General features: G+C 65.0%; 19 protein-coding genes and 1 pseudogene. 14 read left to right on the top strand and 6 right to left on the bottom strand.

The window, feature by feature from the left end:
• The first annotated feature begins 21 nt into the window (after positions 1 to 21).
• A complete protein-coding gene (locus tag DK366_RS02875; RefSeq protein WP_109124016.1) occupies positions 22 to 1344 on the top strand; it encodes a hemolysin family protein in 1323 nt (440 codons plus the stop codon).
• A 128-nt stretch (positions 1345 to 1472) separates the two neighbouring features.
• On the opposite strand, the gene DK366_RS02880 is transcribed toward DK366_RS02875, so the two are convergent.
• Positions 1473 to 2249 (bottom strand): RNA methyltransferase, encoded by a 777-nt coding sequence (locus DK366_RS02880; protein ID WP_109124017.1) that lies wholly within the window; start codon positions 2247 to 2249, stop codon positions 1473 to 1475.
• A gap of 158 nt (positions 2250 to 2407) precedes the next feature.
• Between DK366_RS02880 and DK366_RS02885 the strand changes: the two genes are divergently transcribed.
• Positions 2408 to 3211 (top strand): inositol monophosphatase family protein, encoded by an 804-nt coding sequence (locus DK366_RS02885; protein WP_109124263.1) that lies wholly within the window; start codon positions 2408 to 2410, stop codon positions 3209 to 3211.
• A 139-nt stretch (positions 3212 to 3350) separates the two neighbouring features.
• Here the strand turns inward: DK366_RS02885 and hda are convergent, their stop codons facing one another.
• From hda to DK366_RS02900, 3 genes and pseudogenes are all read right to left on the bottom strand, one after another.
• Entirely contained in the window at positions 3351 to 4055 is a 705-nt protein-coding gene (hda, locus tag DK366_RS02890) for a DnaA regulatory inactivator Hda (RefSeq protein ID WP_109124018.1), read from the bottom strand.
• Positions 4056 to 4228: 173 nt separating this feature from the next.
• A pseudogene (locus DK366_RS02895) lies at positions 4229 to 5239 on the bottom strand (AI-2E family transporter); the annotation flags it as partial.
• Between the two features lie 82 nt (positions 5240 to 5321).
• Positions 5322 to 6302: a DUF2066 domain-containing protein gene (locus DK366_RS02900; protein ID WP_109124019.1), complete on the bottom strand. Its 981-nt coding sequence runs from the start codon at positions 6300 to 6302 to the stop codon at positions 5322 to 5324.
• A gap of 149 nt (positions 6303 to 6451) precedes the next feature.
• On the opposite strand from DK366_RS02900, the gene purM reads away from it, so the two are divergent.
• Genes purM through DK366_RS02915 form a run of 3 tightly spaced genes read left to right on the top strand, consistent with a single transcriptional unit; the run spans position 6452 to position 8925 of the window.
• Complete coding sequence (gene purM, locus DK366_RS02905; RefSeq protein ID WP_109124020.1) at positions 6452 to 7480, top strand: phosphoribosylformylglycinamidine cyclo-ligase; 1029 nt, start codon at positions 6452 to 6454, stop codon at positions 7478 to 7480.
• A gap of 4 nt (positions 7481 to 7484) precedes the next feature.
• On the top strand, positions 7485 to 8153 hold the full coding sequence (gene purN / locus DK366_RS02910) for a phosphoribosylglycinamide formyltransferase (protein ID WP_109124021.1): 669 nt from the start codon (positions 7485 to 7487) through the stop codon (positions 8151 to 8153).
• Positions 8154 to 8208: 55 nt separating this feature from the next.
• Positions 8209 to 8925 carry a DUF3108 domain-containing protein gene (locus DK366_RS02915; RefSeq protein WP_109124022.1) on the top strand — a complete coding sequence of 239 codons (717 nt, stop codon included), beginning with the start codon at positions 8209 to 8211 and terminating at the stop codon, positions 8923 to 8925.
• Positions 8926 to 8996: 71 nt separating this feature from the next.
• On the opposite strand, the gene murA is transcribed toward DK366_RS02915, so the two are convergent.
• Both murA and DK366_RS02925 read right to left on the bottom strand, forming a co-directional pair.
• Positions 8997 to 10256: a UDP-N-acetylglucosamine 1-carboxyvinyltransferase gene (gene murA, locus DK366_RS02920; RefSeq protein WP_109124023.1), complete on the bottom strand. Its 1260-nt coding sequence runs from the start codon at positions 10254 to 10256 to the stop codon at positions 8997 to 8999.
• A gap of 41 nt (positions 10257 to 10297) precedes the next feature.
• A complete protein-coding gene (locus DK366_RS02925; RefSeq protein ID WP_109124024.1) occupies positions 10298 to 10537 on the bottom strand; it encodes a BolA/IbaG family iron-sulfur metabolism protein in 240 nt (79 codons plus the stop codon).
• Between the two features lie 252 nt (positions 10538 to 10789).
• Between DK366_RS02925 and DK366_RS02930 the strand changes: the two genes are divergently transcribed.
• The 9 genes from DK366_RS02930 (at position 10790) to rapZ (ending at position 18549) form a co-directional block, all read left to right on the top strand.
• Positions 10790 to 11800 carry a KpsF/GutQ family sugar-phosphate isomerase gene (locus tag DK366_RS02930; protein WP_109124025.1) on the top strand — a complete coding sequence of 337 codons (1011 nt, stop codon included), beginning with the start codon at positions 10790 to 10792 and terminating at the stop codon, positions 11798 to 11800.
• Between the two features lie 95 nt (positions 11801 to 11895).
• Positions 11896 to 12435, top strand: a complete 540-nt coding sequence (locus DK366_RS02935; RefSeq protein WP_109124026.1) for an HAD-IIIA family hydrolase — start codon at positions 11896 to 11898, stop codon at positions 12433 to 12435.
• Positions 12432 to 13100 (top strand): LPS export ABC transporter periplasmic protein LptC, encoded by a 669-nt coding sequence (lptC, locus tag DK366_RS02940; RefSeq protein WP_109124027.1) that lies wholly within the window; start codon positions 12432 to 12434, stop codon positions 13098 to 13100. Before DK366_RS02935 ends, lptC begins: the two co-directional genes overlap by 4 nt.
• Positions 12991 to 13641, top strand: a complete 651-nt coding sequence (gene lptA / locus DK366_RS02945; protein ID WP_109124028.1) for a lipopolysaccharide transport periplasmic protein LptA — start codon at positions 12991 to 12993, stop codon at positions 13639 to 13641. The genes lptC and lptA overlap by 110 nt, the downstream gene beginning before the upstream one ends.
• A gap of 3 nt (positions 13642 to 13644) precedes the next feature.
• Positions 13645 to 14364 carry an LPS export ABC transporter ATP-binding protein gene (lptB, locus tag DK366_RS02950; protein WP_109124029.1) on the top strand — a complete coding sequence of 240 codons (720 nt, stop codon included), beginning with the start codon at positions 13645 to 13647 and terminating at the stop codon, positions 14362 to 14364.
• 124 nt (positions 14365 to 14488) lie between these two features.
• Positions 14489 to 15955 carry an RNA polymerase factor sigma-54 gene (locus DK366_RS02955; RefSeq protein WP_109124030.1) on the top strand — a complete coding sequence of 489 codons (1467 nt, stop codon included), beginning with the start codon at positions 14489 to 14491 and terminating at the stop codon, positions 15953 to 15955.
• A gap of 285 nt (positions 15956 to 16240) precedes the next feature.
• Entirely contained in the window at positions 16241 to 16564 is a 324-nt protein-coding gene (gene raiA, locus DK366_RS02960) for a ribosome-associated translation inhibitor RaiA (protein WP_109124031.1), read from the top strand.
• Positions 16565 to 16699: 135 nt separating this feature from the next.
• Positions 16700 to 17650 carry an HPr(Ser) kinase/phosphatase gene (gene hprK, locus DK366_RS02965; protein ID WP_198651396.1) on the top strand — a complete coding sequence of 317 codons (951 nt, stop codon included), beginning with the start codon at positions 16700 to 16702 and terminating at the stop codon, positions 17648 to 17650.
• A 5-nt stretch (positions 17651 to 17655) separates the two neighbouring features.
• Positions 17656 to 18549 carry an RNase adapter RapZ gene (gene rapZ, locus DK366_RS02970; RefSeq protein WP_109124033.1) on the top strand — a complete coding sequence of 298 codons (894 nt, stop codon included), beginning with the start codon at positions 17656 to 17658 and terminating at the stop codon, positions 18547 to 18549.
• Positions 18550 to 18573 lie beyond the last annotated feature (24 nt).

Genomic DNA, 18573 nt, shown 5'->3' on the forward strand with positions numbered 1-18573 from the left:
AAGAGCAGGCCAGCCCACCCCATGCTGACCGAAATAGCCGCCGTCATCCTGCTGTCGTTCTTCAACGGCTTCTTCGCCTTGTCCGAAATGGCCCTGGTGGCCTCGCGCAAGACCCGCCTCAAGCAGATGGCCCGCGACAGCCGCCGGGCCCGCATGGCCCTGCGCATTGCCGAGTCCCCGGAACGCTTCTTGTCCACCGTGCAGGTGGGCATGACCCTGGTGATCCTGGTGACGGGCGCACTGGCCGGCGACGCGCTGGGCGACCACATCGCCACCGCCATCCATGGCGGCCGTGCTGCCTGGATGGAACCGTATGCCAAGGTCATCGGCCTGGTGCTGGGCTTTGTGCTGATCTCGTTCATCCAGATCGTCATCGGCGAGCTGGTACCCAAGCGCGTCGCCCTGTCCGCCCCGGAAAAAATCGCCGGCTATGTGTCCATGCCGATGATGGTGTTGTCGCGCATCACCGCGCCGTTCGTGTGGTTGCTCAACCTGTCCAGTGGCCTGCTGCTGCGGCTACTGCGCATCCAGGGGCGCGGCAGTGACGTGGCGACGGAAGAGGAAATCCGCCTGCTGGTGGCCGAAAGTGCCGAGCACGGCGTGCTGGATCGCGACGAACACAACATGGTGAATCGCGTGCTGCGACTGGGCGACCGCTCGGTGGACAGCGTGATGACGCCGCGCACCCGCATCGTCTGGCTGGACGCCGAAGCGCCGCTGGACGAGAACACGGAAACCTTGCGCACTACGCCCTATTCCCGTTACCCGGTGTATCGCGGCGACGAAAGCGACATCCTCGGCGTGGTGGAAGTGAAGCGCCTGTTGCGCGGCTTTGCGGATGGCACGCCCGACGTCTTTGGCCATCTGTCCAAGCCGCTCTACGTGCCGGCCACTGCGCGCGCACTCGATCTGCTGGAGGAATTCCGCGACGCGGAAACCCAGCTGGCGTTGGTGGTGGATGAATACGGCGACATCGTCGGCCTGGTGACGCTCAACGACCTGCTCGCCGCCATCGTGGGTGCCACCCAGCTGGGCAGCAACGACACCAAGGAAAGTCCGCTGATCACGCCGCGCGGCGACGACAGCTGGCTAGTGGATGGCTCGCTTTCCACCGACGACCTGCGCGAACTGCTGAAGGTCGACACCTTGCCCGGTGAGGAAGAACACGAATACCGCACGGCCGCCGGCATGGTGATGGCCGTACTGGGGCATATTCCGCAGACTGCCGAAACCTTCGAATGGCGCGGCTTCCGCGTGGAAGTGGTGGACCTGGACGGCGCGCGCATCGACAAGTTGATGATTACGCGCCTGCCGCGCATCGACGTGGACGAAGACGGGTTCTGATCCACGGAACCGTTGAGCAATGCGGCTTCTTTATCTTGTGGGAGCGCACCCTGTGCACGACTGCGGTGCACTCATCGACACCTGAGCCGTGGCGCACAGGGTGCGCTCCCACAGGTAGTCACAGCTAATTAATCGCCTTGCGGCGGCTTCGTTTTGCCCGTCGCGATGTGCGCCATGCGCTGCGCATCGGCAAAGATGCCGTGCATCACGCGCAGCTCGCGTTCGTCCGGCTGGGCGCGCTGGAACAGCTTGCGCAGGCGCAACATGATCGTGGTCGGCGCGCGCCCCTTGTGGAAGTCGATGTCGTCGAGCATCTGCGAAAGGTGCTCGAAAAAGCGCTCCATCCGCGCCGCGTCGGCGGGCGGTTCGGCATCGGCGCGAACCGGGGCGGCAATCTCGCCCAGCGAGGCCAGGCGCAATTCGTAGGCCATCACCTGCACGGCCTGCGAGAGGTTCAGCGAGCTGAAATCGTCCACGCTGGGAATGCGCACCATGGCGTGGCAGCGGGCCAGTTCCTCGTTTTCCAGACCGGTGCGCTCGTTGCCGAACACCAGCGCCACCTGCTCACCACGGGCAGCGGCAGCCAAGGCACGGGCAGCGGCTTCACGCGGCGTGATTTCTTCCAGGTCCACGCCACGGCGGCGGGCGGAGAGCCCCAGCGCCAGGCTGGTGCCGGCCAGGGCATCGACCAGACCGTCGCTGACGGTGGCGTTTTCAAGCACCTCATCCGCCCCGGCGGCCAGGGCGGATGCCTCGCGGTCGGGGAACTTGTGGGGCGCCACCAGGGCCATCTTGTCGAAGCCCATGGTGCGGATGGCACGGGCGGCGCTGCCGATATTGCCGGGGTGCGAGGTGCGCACCAGCACGTAGCGGATGCGGGCGGCGAGGTCGGTATCAGCGCTCATCGGGACAGGAAAACTCGTGCAAACGGACGCATAGCTTGGAAACGTCGAGGCCCCGTGTCAAACACCGCCCAACGGCGGCCTTCCCCGCCGACCTGACCCGAGGGCCGGTCTCTGCTAGACTTTCGCGCCGAAACCCCGTTCTTTTGAAAGCCGAAGCCATGCCAAGACCCGCCGTCAACGTCGCGGTGCGCGCCGCGCGCTCCGCAGGAAACATCATCCTGCGTTACATGAACCGCATCGACGGACTCAATGTCGTCGAGAAGCAACGCATGGACTTCGCCTCGGAAGTCGACCGCCTGGCCGAAGCCGAGATCGTCAAGGAACTCAAGCGCGCCTACCCGACGCATGCCTTCCTCGCCGAGGAAAGCGGCACCATCGGCAAGGGTCCGCTGGTGTGGGTCATCGATCCGCTCGATGGCACGCACAACTACCTGCGCGGCATTCCGCACTTCTGCGTTTCCATCGCGCTGCTCGAAAAGGGCGAGCCGGTGTACGCGGTGATCTTCGACCCGCTGCGCGATGAGCTGTTCACCGCCAGCAAGGGCGACGGCGCGTACCTCAACGACCGCCGTATCCGCGTGAGCAAGCGCGACAACCTCGGCGGCGCCATGATCGGCACCGGCTTCCCCTACCGCCAGCGCTCGCACCTGGACGCCCAGCTCGACATGACCCGCGCCCTGCTCGGCCAGGCCGAGGACATCCGTCGCTCCGGTTCCGCCGCGCTCGACCTGGCCTATGTCGCCGCCGCCCGCTACGACGGCTTCTTCGAGATCGGCCTGAAGCCGTGGGACATGGCCGCCGGCGCACTGCTGGTGCGTGAAGCGGGCGGTCGCTACTGCGACTTCGCCGGTCGTGATGGCATTCCGGAAAGCGGCAACATCATCGCCGGCAACCTCAACGTCGCGCAGGCGATGGTGGATGCGATCAGTGCGAATGCCACGCCGCGTTTGCTGATGGCCTGAGGCCTGAGCTCCATTGAAGAAAAAAGGCGCCTCACGGCGCCTTTTTTTATCCCTGTAGGAGCGCACTTGTGCGCGACCCCGGCGCTTCGACATCCCTCGGTCGCGCACAAGTGCGCTCCTACAAGATGCTTTGCCGCGGTCAGCCGCCCGGCTCGGTCTCGCGCAGAAATTCGCGCAGGAACGGCACCGTGATGCGTCGCTTGGCCGCCAGCGACGCCTGGTCAATGCGATCCAGCAGGTCGAGCAAGGCACCCAGGTCGCGCGCGTAGCGATTGAACAGCCAATCCAGCACGGTGTCGTCCAGCTCGATGCCCCGCGTGGCGGCCTGCTGGCGCAGGACAGCGCGACGCTCCCCATCTTCCAGCGGCTTGATCAATGCCTGCTGGCAGGCGCCCAGCCGCGAGCGAAGGTCCGGCAGACCCAGCCCCAGTTGCACGGGCAGCACGTCGGCGGCGAACAGCAAGGCGGCGCCTTCGGCTTTCGCCATGTTGTAGACGTCGAACAGGGCGTGCTCGGCTTCGCGGTCACCCGCAATGGCGCCCAGGTCATCCAGCGCCAGAAACTCGCTGCCCGCCACGCCACGAATGGCCGCTGCCTTGTCGCCAATGCTCGCCAGCGGCAAGTATTGCACGGTACGGCCACCCAGGATGGCTTCCTGGCAGGCGGCCATCAGCAGATGGCTTTTGCCGCTGCCCGTCGACCCGGCCAGGTAAAGCCAGGGCGTGCGGGGCACGCGTGCGATCTGCTCCACGGCGGCGAGCGTCGCGGCGGTGCCACCGGGATGGAAATGTTCGAAACGCTGGCGGCGAGGCCAGCGCAAGGCGAGCGGCAACTGCGGAAGCATTGAGGGGGTACTGCGTCCTTCTTGGTGCCTTCCCGGTCCACGATCGTACGGGTTTCCACATGGCCTTCCGGTGTTTGAACGGTGACGTCCACTTCGGTGAGCACGGGATCGCCGTCGCCCTCCTCCATGTACAGGTCGCTCTGCCGGTAGCGCTCGGCCAGATAACGCAACACCACCAGGATCACCGATGCCGCCGGCAACGCCAGCAGCACACCGAGGAAACCGAACAGGTAGCCACCCGCCAACACGGCAAAGATCACCGCCACCGGATGCAGGCCGATCTTGTCTCCCACCAGCTGCGGCACCAGCACATAGCCTTCCAGCAACTGGCCGGCGGTGAAAATGCCGACCACGATCAGCACGTGCGTCCAGTCGCCGTATTGCACCAGGGCGGCAATCAACGCCGATCCGAAGCCCACGATGAAGCCCAGGTAGGGCACGAAACTGAGCAAGCCGGCGATCATACCGATCAGCGGGCCCACAGACAGCCCCATCAGGGTCAGCGCGATGCCGTAGAACAGGCCGAGCGCCAGCATCACCAGCAGCTGGCCGCGCACGAAGGCGCCCAGCACGCTGTCCGACTCACGCGCCAGATGGGCGACCGTGGGTTCGATCGAACGCGGCAGCATGCGGTCGATCCACGCCACCATGCGGTCCCAGTCGCGCAGCAGGTAGAACGCCACCACCGGGATCAGCACCATGTTGGTCAGCCACATGACCACGCCGACGCTGGAGCGGGAAATCTTGCCCAGCAGCACGGTGGCCGCATTGCCGATGGAACCCAGGTGATCCTTGAGTTGCTGGATCACCCGATCCGTGTCGAAGGCGCTCGGGTCCAGATGCAGTTTGGCCTGTACCCAGGGCAGCGCCGTATCGCGAGCCCAGTCCACATAGCGCGGCATATTGGTCACCAGGTTTTCGACCTGGCGCGAAATGAGCGGGATCAGCAACAGCAACGCACCCACCGTGATCAGCAGGATCACGATGAAAACAATGCTCACTGCCAGCGTGCGTCCCATGCCAAAACGCTGCAGGCGATCGGCCAGCGGATCTCCCAGGTAGGCCAGCATGGCGGCGAAAGCGAACGGCATCAGCACCGGTGCCAGCAGCCAGAACACGTAGAGAATCACCGCGGCGAGCGCGAGCATTTGCCAGCGGCGGGAGCTGTCAGGCGACATCGACATGGCTCATCCCTTGAGGTCGGAGAAACAACGCGACGCTGGAGCTGGGCCAGCGAAGCAAGACACGGCGCTCAACGCGTGGCGATCAGTGCACCCAGCGCAGGCTGGCATCGGCATCGCTGTGCGAGTCGCCCCGCAATACGCGCCCACCCGCCGCCAGACTGTTGGCCAGAGCGTCCATCGGCAGTGAAGATTTGATCGCGAACAACATGCCATCGCCCTGTGCATTCAGCGTGGTGACCTGCCGCACATTGGGGTCGGCGCGCAGCACGGCCACCAGGTTGGCGTAGTCCATGGCCGAATTGAGTTGCGACACCCAGAGCTTGCCGTCGACCGTGACCGAGCCGATCACGTTCAACTGCTTGCCCAGGCGATCCATCAACCCGTTGCCCGCGTCCGTGAGCACCGCCGCCGTGTTGGCGCCCTGCGTGCTCCATTTCTGCTGGGGACCACCCGACACAAGCGCCCAGTCCGCGGCGTTGCCGTGAATCTGGCCCAGTAGGATCAGGCCGGTCTTGTACTGGCGCGCCACGGCGGCCACTTGATCAGGCTCCGCGCTGGTCAGGCTGGGCGTGTCGCCGATCTTGGCCGGATCAGCCAGCACGGTGCTGTAGCCCTTGGTGGCCAGCAGTTGCGTCAGCGGGGCCAGCGTGTCGCGGGTGACCACGCTGCCGTCCTCGTCGCGTACCACCAGCAACACCGGCGGACGGGAACCACCGCCCGACACGCCCATCTGCGCCACGGCGTGCTGCACGGCTGCCTGGTCGAACGTGACCTGCAGCGCCATGCCGCTGGCGGCACGCTGGTACTGGTACTGCTGCACGATGCCCGACGCGCCCTTGAGCAGGTCCGCATAACCGGGCTTGCTGCTGAGGTCCTGGCCGCCCGACGTGCGGGCCAGCACCTGCGCCAGGGCGTCGCCAAAGGCTCCGTCGCGGGCGGCGTCGCTGGTGTCAGCCACGTTCACGACCACGGTATAGGGTGACACCTGCCCCTGCGCGTGCACGGACAGCAGCGGGGCAAGGCCCAGCATCAGACAGACGAGCAGGAGGCGGGTCAGGCGCATGGGGGGCGAATTCCGGGTGGGGAACATCAGAAGTCTGCCCAATCCGGCCCGGACCGTCCATCGAAGCCATCCCGCTTCCGCGTCATCGCTCAGGAAAGTGCGGCCCCACGCTGTTACAATCCGACGTTTCCCAACGCCGGGTTGCCCCCATGTCCGACGCCCTCACCTACGCCGCCGCTGGCGTCGATATCGACGCAGGCAATGCCGTGGTCGAACGCATCAAGCCGCTGGTCAAGCGCACTGCCCGCCCCGAAGTCATGGGTGGCCTGGGCGGCTTCGGCGGCCTGTTCGACCTTTCCGGCAAGTACAAGGAACCGGTGCTGGTCTCGGGTACCGACGGCGTGGGCACCAAGCTCAAGCTGGCCCAGCAGCTGGGTCGCCATGACACCATCGGCATCGACCTGGTCGGCATGTGCGTGAACGACGTGCTGGTGCAGGGTGCCGAGCCGCTGTTCTTCCTCGACTACTTCGCCACCGGCAAGCTGGACGTGGACACCACCGTGGCCGTGGTCGGCGGCATCGCCAAGGGTTGCGAACTGGCCGGCTGCGCGCTGATCGGCGGCGAAACGGCCGAGATGCCGGACATGTATCCGCCGGGCGAATACGACCTGGGCGGCTTCACCGTCGGGGCGGTCGAGAAGTCCCAGCTGCTTTCCGGCGACGCCATCGTGGCGGGCGACGTGATCCTGGGCGTGGCCTCTTCCGGCCCGCACTCCAACGGCTACTCGCTGATCCGCAAGATTCTTGAGCGTGCCGGCAGCCCGCTGGATCTCGACGTCGGCGGCGTGAAGCTGGCCGATGCACTGATGGCGCCCACCACCATCTACGTCAAGCCGATGCTGGACCTAATGAAGAACGCGCCCGTGCATGGCATGGCCCACATCACCGGTGGCGGCCTGAAGGAAAACATCATCCGCGTGGTGCCGGAGAACCTCGGCATCCACATCGATGCTGAAGCCATCGTGCTGCCGCCCGTGTTCGAGTGGCTGATGCGCGAAGGCAACGTGGCGCGCGAGGAAATGTGGCGCACGTTCAACTGCGGCGTGGGCTTCACCATCATCCTGCCGCGCGACGCCGTTGCCGCTGCCAGTGCATTGCTTGAAAAGCATGGCCTGGCCAGCCGCGTGATCGGCGAAGTCGTGCCCGCCCAGGGCGACGAGCGCGTCCACATCGGCTGATTCCGTGAGCGCTTCGCGTCTTCGTGTGGCCGTGCTCGCATCCGGGCGCGGTAGCAACCTGCAGGCCTTGATCGCCGCCCGCGATGCCGGGACGCTGCCTGTCGACCTTGTCGCCGTGGGCAGCGACAAGGATGACGCCGGCGCGCTGCAGCTGGCGAAGAAAGCAGGCATCCCTACGTTCTCGCTGGATCCCAAAGCCTTCGCGCGCCGCAAGGATTTTGATTTCGAGCTGTTCCGCAGGCTCACCGCGACCGGTGCGCAGGCGCTGGTGCTGGCGGGTTTCATGCGCATCATCGACGGTGCGGCACTCGCGCCGTGGGTTGGACGGATGATCAACATCCACCCTTCCCTGCTGCCCAAATACCGCGGCCTGCACACGCATCGCCGCGCGTTGGACGCCGGGGACACCGAGCACGGCGCCAGCGTGCATTACGTCACGGCCGAACTCGATGGCGGCCCGGTGATCGCCCAGGCGCGCATCGACATGGTTCCCGGCGACGATGAAAGCGCCCTCGCGCAGCGCCTGCTCGGCTTCGAGCACCAGCTGTTGCCGGCCGTACTCGCCCTGATGGCGGATGGGCGCATCGATTTCATCGCGCCCAACCGCGTGGCCCTGGATGGAAAGCTGCTCGACGCGCCGCTGCAACTGCGCAACGGCACGTTGGTTGACTGACGCCGCACGGCGCCTCTACAGCACGTTCAGTTTCGACGCGTAGACTGCGGTCCCCATGACCGCATCCCACACTCTCCGCACGTGCGCCGCCGGCCTTGTGCTGGCCTTTTCCACGACGGCCGTTTTCGCCGCCACCACCGCACCGGCGCCCTTCACCGCGACCTACCAGGTGTCGCAGGGTGGGCAGGTGATTGGCGAAGCGGTGATTTCACTGAAGTCCGGCAGCAACGGACAGTGGGTCTACAGCAACCAGACCAAGGGCACGGCAGGCCTTGCCGCGGCGCTCGGTGCCAACTCGTCAGAAACCACCACGTTCCGCTGGAACAACGGCGCGCCGGAAACCGTCAACTACGACTACAGCATGGACGCCGGCTTCAAGAGCAAGCAGCGCAAGACCGAAGTGAACTGGACCAGCGGTCAGGTCACGGTGAACGAAGGCAAGGGCCCGATGACGTATCCCAGCGCGCCGGGCAGGGTCGATCGCAACACCACGCCTTATGCCATCGGCCTCGCATTGCGCGAAGGCAAGCAGTCGGTGGCGCTGCCCGTGGCCGTAAAGCGCAACGTGGAAACGCAGGAATTCAAGGTCGCCGCCAAGGAAGCCGTGAAAGTGCCGGCCGGCAGTTTCCAGGCGGAACGCGTCGTGCGCAGCGGCGACCAGAACAGTTTCAGCGCGTGGTACGCGCCGCAGAAATATCCCGTGCCGGTGAAGCTCGCGCAGAGCGATGGCGGCAACCTCGAACTTCAGCTGGTGAGCTTCAAGGGCAACTGATCTTTACCGGCAAAGCGCATGAAAAAGGCCGCCATTCAAGCGGCCTTTTCTTTTGTCGAAAACGCCAACGATCAGGAAGGCAGGCGACGAATCTTCGCGCCGAGCACGCCCAGCTTCTCTTCGATGTTCTCGTAGCCGCGATCGATGTGATAGACGCGATCGACGGTGGTGTCGCCTTCGGCAACGAGGCCGGCGAGCACGAGGCACGCGGAAGCGCGCAGGTCGGTCGCCATGATCGGCGCGCCGCTCATCTTTTCCACGCCCTTGATGATGGCCGTGTTGCCTTCCAGGCGGATGTCCGCGCCCAGGCGCTGCAGTTCCAGCGCATGCATGAAGCGGTTTTCGAACACCGTCTCGGTGATCACGCCCACGCCCTCGGCCACGCAGTTGAGCGCGGTGAACTGCGCCTGCATGTCGGTCGGGAAGGCCGGGTACGGCGCCGTGGTGATGTTCACTGCCTTCGGGCGACGGCCGCGCATGTCCAGCTCGATCCAGTCGGCACCAGTGGAAATATGCGCACCAGCTTCTTCCAGCTTGGCGAGCACGGCGTCCAGCGTGTCAGCGCGTGCGTTGCGTGCGCGCACCTTGCCGCCAGTCATGGCAGCGCCGACCAGGAAGGTGCCGGTTTCGATGCGATCAGGCAGCACTTCGTATTCGGCACCGTGCAGACGCTCCACACCGTGGATGGTCAGCGTGGACGTGCCGGCGCCTTCGATCTGCGCGCCCATGGCGATCAGGCAGTGCGCCAGGTCGACCACTTCCGGTTCCTGCGCGGCGTTCTCGATCACCGTGGTGCCCTGCGCGAGCGCGGCGGCCATCATGATGTTCTCGGTACCGGTGACGGTGACCATGTCCATCGAGATGCGCGCACCCTTCAGGCGCTTGGCCTTGGCCTTGATGTAGCCGTTCTCCACGACCACCTCGGCGCCCAGCGCCTGCAGGCCGCGGATGTGCTGATCGACGGGGCGCGAACCGATGGCGCAACCGCCCGGCAGCGACACTTCGGCCTCGCCAAAGCGGGCCACCAGCGGACCCAGCACCAGGATGGACGCACGCATGGTGCGCACCAGGTCGTACGGCGCGAAGTGGCGATCGGTGGTGCGCGGATCGATGTGCATCTTCATGCGATCGTCCAGCACCAGCTGCGTGCCCATCTGGCCCAGCAGCTCGATGAAGGTGGTCACATCGTGCAGGTGGGGCACGTTGCTGATCGCCACCGGCTCGTCGGCCAGCAGGCAGGAAGCAAGGATCGGCAGCACGGCGTTCTTCGCGCCGGAAATACCCACCTCACCGTGGAGCGGCTCGCCGCCACTGATCAGGATCTTGGCCATCAAAAGTCCTTCGAAAGAATGTCCGGGAGCGCAGCGCAGCCTTAACGGCGCGCGGCGATCTCCGCGGGAGTGAGCGTCTTCAGGGCCAGCGCGTGGATCGCGCCGCCCATGAGATCCCCCAGCGTGGCGTAAACCAGGCGATGCCGGGCCAGCGGAAGCTTGCCGGCGAACTGATCAGCCACCACTTCAGCCTCGAAGTGCACGCCGTCGTCGCCGCTTACGGTGGCCTGCGCGCCAGGCAGGCCTTGTTCGATCATTGCCTGGATGGTGGCAGCGTCCATGGTTTTTCCAATGCAGAGGTGGTCAGCGCCGTCGATCCGGAAGGGAACCGGACCCAATGGCACCGACTATGACGTTAAAATGCGAATATGCCATGTTAATGGAAAACCTCTGTCGCAGAAACGACACGTGTCCCGGGCGGCGTCCCCCTTCGAGCCGCCACCCACGCATAACATAATGATTTATCCGATTTTTCGCTCACCCAGCGACCCATTCAGGGTCATGACGGAAATCCGGCCGACCTCCGAGGACGCATGAACGCCCACGTCGCCCCAGCCAACCCGCACGCGATCAACGCCGACACCATCGTGCAGAGCGCGCGCACCGTGATCGCCACCGAGGCCGCAGCCATCCGCGCCCTGGAGCCCCGGATCGGCCCCGAATTCGTGGAAGCCTGCCGCCTGATCATGGGCTGCGCCGGTCGCGTCGTGGTCACCGGCATGGGCAAGTCCGGCCATGTCGCACGCAAGATCGCCGCCACCCTGGCCTCCACCGGCACGCCGGCGTTCTTCGTGCATCCGGGCGAAGCCAGCCACGGCGACCTGGGCATGATCCTGCCCCAGGACGTGGTGCTCGCCCTTTCCAACTCGGGCGAAACCGACGAAGTGCTCTTCATCCTGCCGGTGATCAAGCGCCAGGGCATTCCGCTCATCGCCATCACGGGCAACGCCAAGTCGTCGCTGGCCGATCAAGCCAGCGTGCACCTGGATGCCAGCATCGCCGCCGAGGCCTGCCCGCTGGGCCTGGCGCCCACCGCCAGCACCACCGCCGCCCTGGTGATGGGTGACGCGCTGGCCATCGCCCTGCTCGAAGCCCGCGGATTCACGTCCGAAGATTTCGCCCGCTCGCATCCGGCCGGCAGCCTGGGCCGTCGCCTGCTGCTGCATATCAGCGATGTGATGCACACCGGCGAAGGCATCCCGGCGGTGTCGCCGAACTCGTCGCTGACGCAGGCGCTGATGGAAATGACCCGCAAGCACCTGGGCATGACCGCCGTGGTCGATGCGGATCGTCGATTGCTCGGCGTGTTCACCGACGGCGACCTCCGCCGCGCGCTGGACGATGACGACCTGGACCTGCGCGGTGCCACCGTGGCCGACCTGATGACGCGCGGTCCCAAGACCATCGGCGCGGACAAGCTGGCCATCGAAGCTGCCCAGCTGATGGAAAAGCACCAGATTCACGCCCTGCTGGTGGTCAACGACCAGCAACAGGTGGTGGGCGCCCTGAACATTCACGATCTGCTCCGCGCCCGTGTGGTCTGATCGAAAGGTTCAGCTGCTTTCCTACACTGCGTGCACCATCCGCCGCGCCCGGCGTTTGACGGTGACGACTTTCCGCCCCCTCTCCGAATCCGACCATGTATCTGGCTGATATTTCCGCTGACGTCCTTGCCCGCGCCGCCAAGATCCGCCTCGTCGTGTTCGACGTGGACGGCACCCTGACCGACGGCCGCCTGTGGTACGCCGAAGACGGGCACGAAACCAAGGTGTTCCACGTGCATGACGGCCTGGGCCTGAAGCTGCTGATGGCCCAGGGCATCCATGTGGCCATCATCTCGGCCCGCATCAGCCATCCGGTGGCGCTGCGTGCCGAAGAGCTGGACATCGCCCACGTCTACCAGGGCCAGGGCGACAAGCGCGCCTGCCTGCAGCAGCTGCTTGAGGCGCTGAACCTGACGCCCGACCAGGCCGCCTTCGTCGGCGACGACCTGCCTGACCTGCCGCCGATGCGCATGGTCGGCCTGGCCGTGGCCGTGGCGAATGCCCATCCGTGGGTCGTCGAGCAATCGCACTGGCAAACTCGCCTGCACGGCGGCCTGGGCGCGGCCCGCGAAGTCTGCGACATGGTGCTGCACGCCCAGGGCAAGACCGCTGCCGAGCGGGAGCGCTGGCAGTGAGTTTTCGAACCTATCTACGGGATCGCGGCCTGCCGGTCGCGATCGTGCTGATTGCCATCGCCACGGGCGCGGCCCAGCTGCTGTACTGGTGGCTGGCCCCGGCGCCCAAGGTCAGCGATTTCGTGGGTCCGCCCCGTTCCGGCTACACGCTGACCAATTTCCAGCTGTGGTCCTACGACGTGGACGGCCTGCCCAGCTTCCAGATGGTCGCCCCGCACCTGGAGCGCCGCGAGAACGACGAGTCGCTGTACATCAATACGCCCGACTTCGAGATGCCCTCCAACCAGGAAGGTATCCCGCCCTGGCTGGGCAAGTCGCTCTACGCCTGGGTCGACAAGAGCGGCACCCTGTTGAAGCTGCAGGGGCCGGTCTACATGCACCGTGCGGCCTTCGGCGACACGGACGCGGCGGAAATGCACACCACCGACGTCACCGCCTGGCCGAAGGAAAACCGCATGGTGACCGACGCCCCAGCGCATATGAAGCAAGGGCCACGTACACTTAACGGGGTGGGCATGCGTGCCAACCTCAACACCAATCATCTGGAGCTGTTCGATGAAGTCACCGGCTCGTTTCCGCCGCGACCCAAGAAGTCTCAAGCTGCACCTCGCCCTGCTGGGCCTGGGACTGCTCATCCTGCAGCCGGCGCTGGCCAAGCAGGATGACCGCAACCAGCCGATGAACTACTCGTCCAAGACTCTGGACGGTTTCAACGCGCCCAACACGGTCACCACCCTCACCGGCAATGTCGTGGTCACCCAGGGCACGATGAAGCTCACCGGTGCCGTGGCCAAGCTCTACCTCGATGCCGACACACAGGTGGCGCGCGCCGTAGTGACGGCTCCTGCCGGCGGCGTGGCGCACATCGAGCAGCTCGATGACTGCAACAACCTGATGCAGGGCGACGCCCAGCAGCTGGACTACGACAACATCAATGGCATTGCCGTGCTCACCGGCAATGCCGTGGTGAAACAGCAGGGCCGCGGCGAATTCCACGGCGACAAGCTCACCTACAACACGCAGACGGCACTGATCACCGGCGAAGCCGGTGGCGATGGCCTCGTGCATGGCGTGATCCTGCCCAAGGCGCAGCCGGGCGTACCGGCACCTGCGGGCCAGGTGGCCTCTCCCACCTGCCATCCCAACGCAGCCGCCACCCCGGCAACGCCGCCAGCTGCTGCACCCAAGCCGGCCGGGGGTCATTGATCGATGCTGTCTGCTGAAGGCCTGCAAAAGAGTTTCAAGGCGCGCCAGGTGGTGCGCGACTTCGCGTTCTCCATCCGCGAAGGCGAAGTGGTGGGCCTGCTCGGCCCCAACGGCGCGGGCAAAACCACCTGCTTCTACATGGTCGTGGGCCTGATCGAAGCTGACGCCGGCATCATCAAGCTGGACAAGCAGGACATCACCGGCCTGCCCATGCACCAGCGCGCCAAGCTCGGTATCGGTTACCTGCCGCAGGAAGCGTCCGTGTTTCGTCGCCTCACCGTGGCCGACAACATCATGGCCGTGCTGGAACTGCGCGAAGGCTGGGACGAAAAGCGCCGTACCAACGAGCTGGAAAGCCTGCTCGACGAACTGAAAATCGCGCATATCGCCGACCAGAAGGGCATCAGCCTGTCCGGTGGTGAACGTCGTCGTGTGGAAATCGCCCGCGCACTGGCCGCGCATCCGCGCTACATGCTGCTCGACGAACCGTTCGCCGGCGTGGACCCCATTTCCGTGGGCGAAATCCAGCGCATCGTGCGTCACCTGAAGGAGCGTGGCATCGGCGTGCTCATCACCGACCACAACGTGCGCGAAACCCTGGGCATTTGTGACCGCGCCTACATCCTCAACGACGGCGAAGTGCTGTCGCGCGGAACGCCGGCACACATCCTTGCCGACGAGAAGGTCCGCGAGGTTTACCTCGGTCGCGAATTCCGCCTGTAACGGCCCCGGAACAGGGAATACCTCAGGACTAAACCTGAGGTAGTACGCGATTTCGCCTTCGACCTATGGTCGCCCCCGGGGTCACGAGTTAGGATGACCTTCACGTTCATCCTGACCGGCCAGCATGAAACCCGGACTGCAGTTCCGCCTCAATCAACAGCTCACGCTGACGCCACAGTTGCAGCAGGCCATCCGGCTTCTGCAACTGTCGCAGCTCGAACTGGAGGCGGAACTTCGCCAGATTGCCGAAAGCAATCCGCTGCTGGAGTTTTCCGACGACAACCCGGAAAACGCCGATGGCGACGAACGCGAGCCGATGGATGCGATCCCGGCCAGCTCGTCCAGCTCCAGCAGCACCGATACCGTCGACGATGCCGAAGCGCCCGAATGGGGCGATGTGGAAGTGGACGGCAACAGCGACGACCCCATCGACTTCAGCAGCGGCAGCGGTTCGTCGCGCAACAACAACGTCGACGAAGACGGCTTCGAGCCGCAGAGCGCTGCGCCGGAAACCCTGCAGGAACACCTGCTGTGGCAGCTCAACCTTTCGCACATGACAGCGCGCGATCGCGCCATTGCGGCGGTGCTGATCGATGCGCTCAATCCGGACGGCTACCTCACCGAGAGCATGGATTCGCTCATCGCTGCCCTGCCCGCGGACATCAAGGCCAACGCCGCGGAAGTGGAATACGTGCGGCGCATGCTTCAACGCTTCGACCCCACAGGTGTCGCCAGCTTCGACTTGCGTGACTGCCTGCACGTGCAGCTGGAGCAATTCAATCCCGATACGCCGCAACGCGAACTCGCGATGCGCATTGTCGATGCGGAACTGGAATTGCTCGCGCGCAACGACATCGCACGTCTCGCGCGCAAGTTGCGTGCGAGCGAAGACGACACCGCCGCAGCGGCGGTGCTGATCCGCAGCCTCGATCCGCGTCCCGGCGCCGCGCTCGACGTCACACCCGTCGAGTACGTAGCACCCGATGTCTATGCACGTAAGGATGCTGGCCGCTGGCGCGTGAGCCTCAACCCGGATTGCCAGCCGCGCCTGGGCCTGAATCAGCATTACTGCGGCCTTATCGCGCAAGCGCGTGGTACGGATGCCAGCTGGATGCGCGGACAGCTCCAGGAAGCGCGCTGGCTCATCAAGAGCCTGGAATCGCGTGCGGAAACGCTGATGAAGGTGGCCGAAGCCATCGTGCGCCGCCAGAGCGCCTTCCTCGATTACGGCCCCGAAGCGATGCACCCGCTGGTGCTGCGCGAAGTGGCCGAGGAAGTGGGCATGCACGAATCAACCATTTCACGTGTAACTACCCGCAAGTACATCCATACGCCGCGGGGCACGTTCGAGCTCAAGCACTTCTTCTCCAGCGGCGTGTCCACCGAAGACGGTGGCAGCGCTTCGGCCACCGCCATCCAGGCCATGCTGCGCAAGCTGGTGGACGCCGAAGACCCGCGCAAGCCGCTGTCCGACCAGGCCATCGCGGAGGAATTGCATCGCAAGGGCATTCAGGTTGCCCGACGCACCGTGGCCAAGTACCGCGAAGCCATGCGTATTCCCAGTTCCAGCGAACGCCAGCGCGCCGGCTGAACAAAACTGTCTCTCAGCGCGGCAAAACGCCTGGGGAACTTGGCTGCGAAAAAGTCGTCTCCATAACTGTAGGTAAGACGATCCGAAGGGCAGAAGTCATCGCAAGGCGTGAAGGTCTTCATAACGCGAAGAAAACTCGACAAGCGCATAGTGACTGTCCCCAGGTGAGGAGGCCCGCAAAGCCCATCGAAATACCGGAGTTTCAAAAGGTGTGTCGGCCACGGCATACGCGACCGGCGCATCGATTCCAGCCGCCACGGCGGCATGTACCAGAGGAGGCGCAACATGCAAGTTCAACTCAGCGGTCAGCAGATTGAAGTCACCCCCGCCCTTCGGGATCACGTGAACAGTAGGCTTGACCGCCTCACCCGCCTCGACGAACGCATCGTCAACCTCAGCATCGTCCTCTCCGTGAACAAACTGCAGCAGCGCGCCGAAGGCACGCTTTCCATCACGGGCAGCACCCTGCACGCCGAAGCGCTTGAGAACGACATGTACGTCTCCATCGATGTCCTGTTCGACAAGCTGGTCACCCAGCTGCGCAAGCACCGCGAGAAGATCTGCGACAAGCACCAGCGCGCCGTGCGCGACGAGCGCCTGTACGGCTGATCCCCTCCGAAGCCCGCCCGGCCTTGTCCGGGCGGGCTTTTTCGTCCCCGCCCCTGGCCGTCCAAGGCGCCCGCCGGTGCGAACTGGCACAATGTCGTTGTGGCCCCCTCTTTCCGGCGGCGCAAAGGACAAGGCTTGGACCGGCTCTCCGCCCGACAACTGTATGACAGCGTTCACGAGCGCATGGCATTGCGCTGGGTATCCGGCATGCGCGGCGAATCGCGTGTGCTTGAACAGGCCGCGACCACTACGCGCCGCCCATCGCTGATCGGTTACCTCAACGTCATCTATCCCAACAAGATCCAGATCATCGGTACCGAGGAACTGAATTACCTCGACAGCCTGGATTCGCGTCAGCGTTGGGAGGCGATCAACAAGATCGCTGCCTACCAGCCGGTGGCGATGATCGTGACGAAGGACCAGCCCATCCCCACCGACCTGCGCGAGGTGGCGGAGGAAACCAACACGCCGTTGTGGATCAGCTCCAAGCGCGGTCACGAACTGCTGACCTGGATGCAGTACCACCTGGCGCGTACGCTCGCGCCGAAGATCACGCTGCATGGCGTGTTCCTGGAAGTGTTTTCCATCGGCGTGCTGATCACGGGGGAATCGGGCTCGGGCAAGAGCGAACTCGCGCTGGAACTGATCAGCCGCGGCCATCGACTGGTTGCCGACGACGCCACCGAGTTCACCCTGATCGCACCGGACGTGATCGACGGCACCTGCCCTGAACTGCTGCAGGATCTGCTCGAAGTGCGTGGCCTGGGCGTGCTGAACGTGCGCGAGATGTTCGGTCACACCGCCGTCAAGCCGTCCAAATACCTTCGCCTTGTCGTGCACCTGAAGCCGCTTCGCGAAGGGGAAGACACCGATGGTCTCACGCGCCTTACCGGCGATATCGGACATCGCGAAATCTTCGAAGTACCGGTGCCGATGATCACCATCCCCGTGGCTCCGGGCCGAAACCTGGCCGTGCTGGTCGAGGCCGCCGTGCGCAATCACGTGCTGAAGAGCAAGGGCATCGATCCGGCGCAGACTTTCATCGACCGCCAGGCGCACCAGATGCGCCGGCTGCCTCCGTGGTGAGCCCCATGAGTGAAACCACACCCACCATACGACACCCCGACGCCATCCACCTGATCGTGCTCACCGGCATGTCCGGCGGCGGCAAGACGGTGGCGCTGCGCGCACTGGAAGATCTCGACTTCTACTGCGTGGACAACCTGCCCACGGCCTTGCTGCCACAGCTGGTGGCCGCGGTGAGCCGCAATGTGGAAGGCAAGCGCCGCAACATCGCCGTGGGCGTGGACGTGCGCAATCCTGGCGAAGACCTGCAGCGCATGCCCGCCATGCTGTCGGAACTCGCTTCCGTGGGCGTGCACGCGCACCTGATCTTCCTCGATTGCCGCGACGATGTGCTGATCAAGCGCTACTCGGAAACCCGTCGCCGCCATCCGCTGTCGTGGAAGGGCCTGGCGCTGGCCGACGCCATTGCCGAGGAACGCCGCGTACTGCGACCGCTTTCCGCGATTGCGGACAAGGTGATCGATTCCAGCGAACTCAACGTGCACCAGCTGCGCCGCCTGATTGCCACCGGTTATGCCGAGGCCACCGACGGACTGACGCTGATGTTCCAGTCGTTCGCCTTCCGCCGCGGCCTGCCGCTGGATGCGGACTTCGTGTTCGACGCGCGCTGCCTGCCGAACCCGCACTGGGACCCCACGCTGCGTCCGCTATCGGGCAAGGACTCGGCGGTGCGCGACTACCTGGACGCACAACCCCTGGTGGACGAGTACTTCAACGATACGGCGCGTTGGCTGGATACCTGGCTGCCCCGCTTCGAGGCGGACGACCGCAGTTACGTCACCATTGCCATCGGCTGCACGGGCGGTCGTCACCGCTCGGTGTATCTGGTGGAAAAGCTCGCCGCTCATTTCCGTGCACGCCGCGGAGGCGTGCTCACCTTTCATCGCGAACTCGAGTGATAGCCATGCTGTCGATATCCCACC

The organism is Dyella sp. C11, assembly GCF_003121485.1.
GTDB lineage: Bacteria > Pseudomonadota > Gammaproteobacteria > Xanthomonadales > Rhodanobacteraceae > Dyella.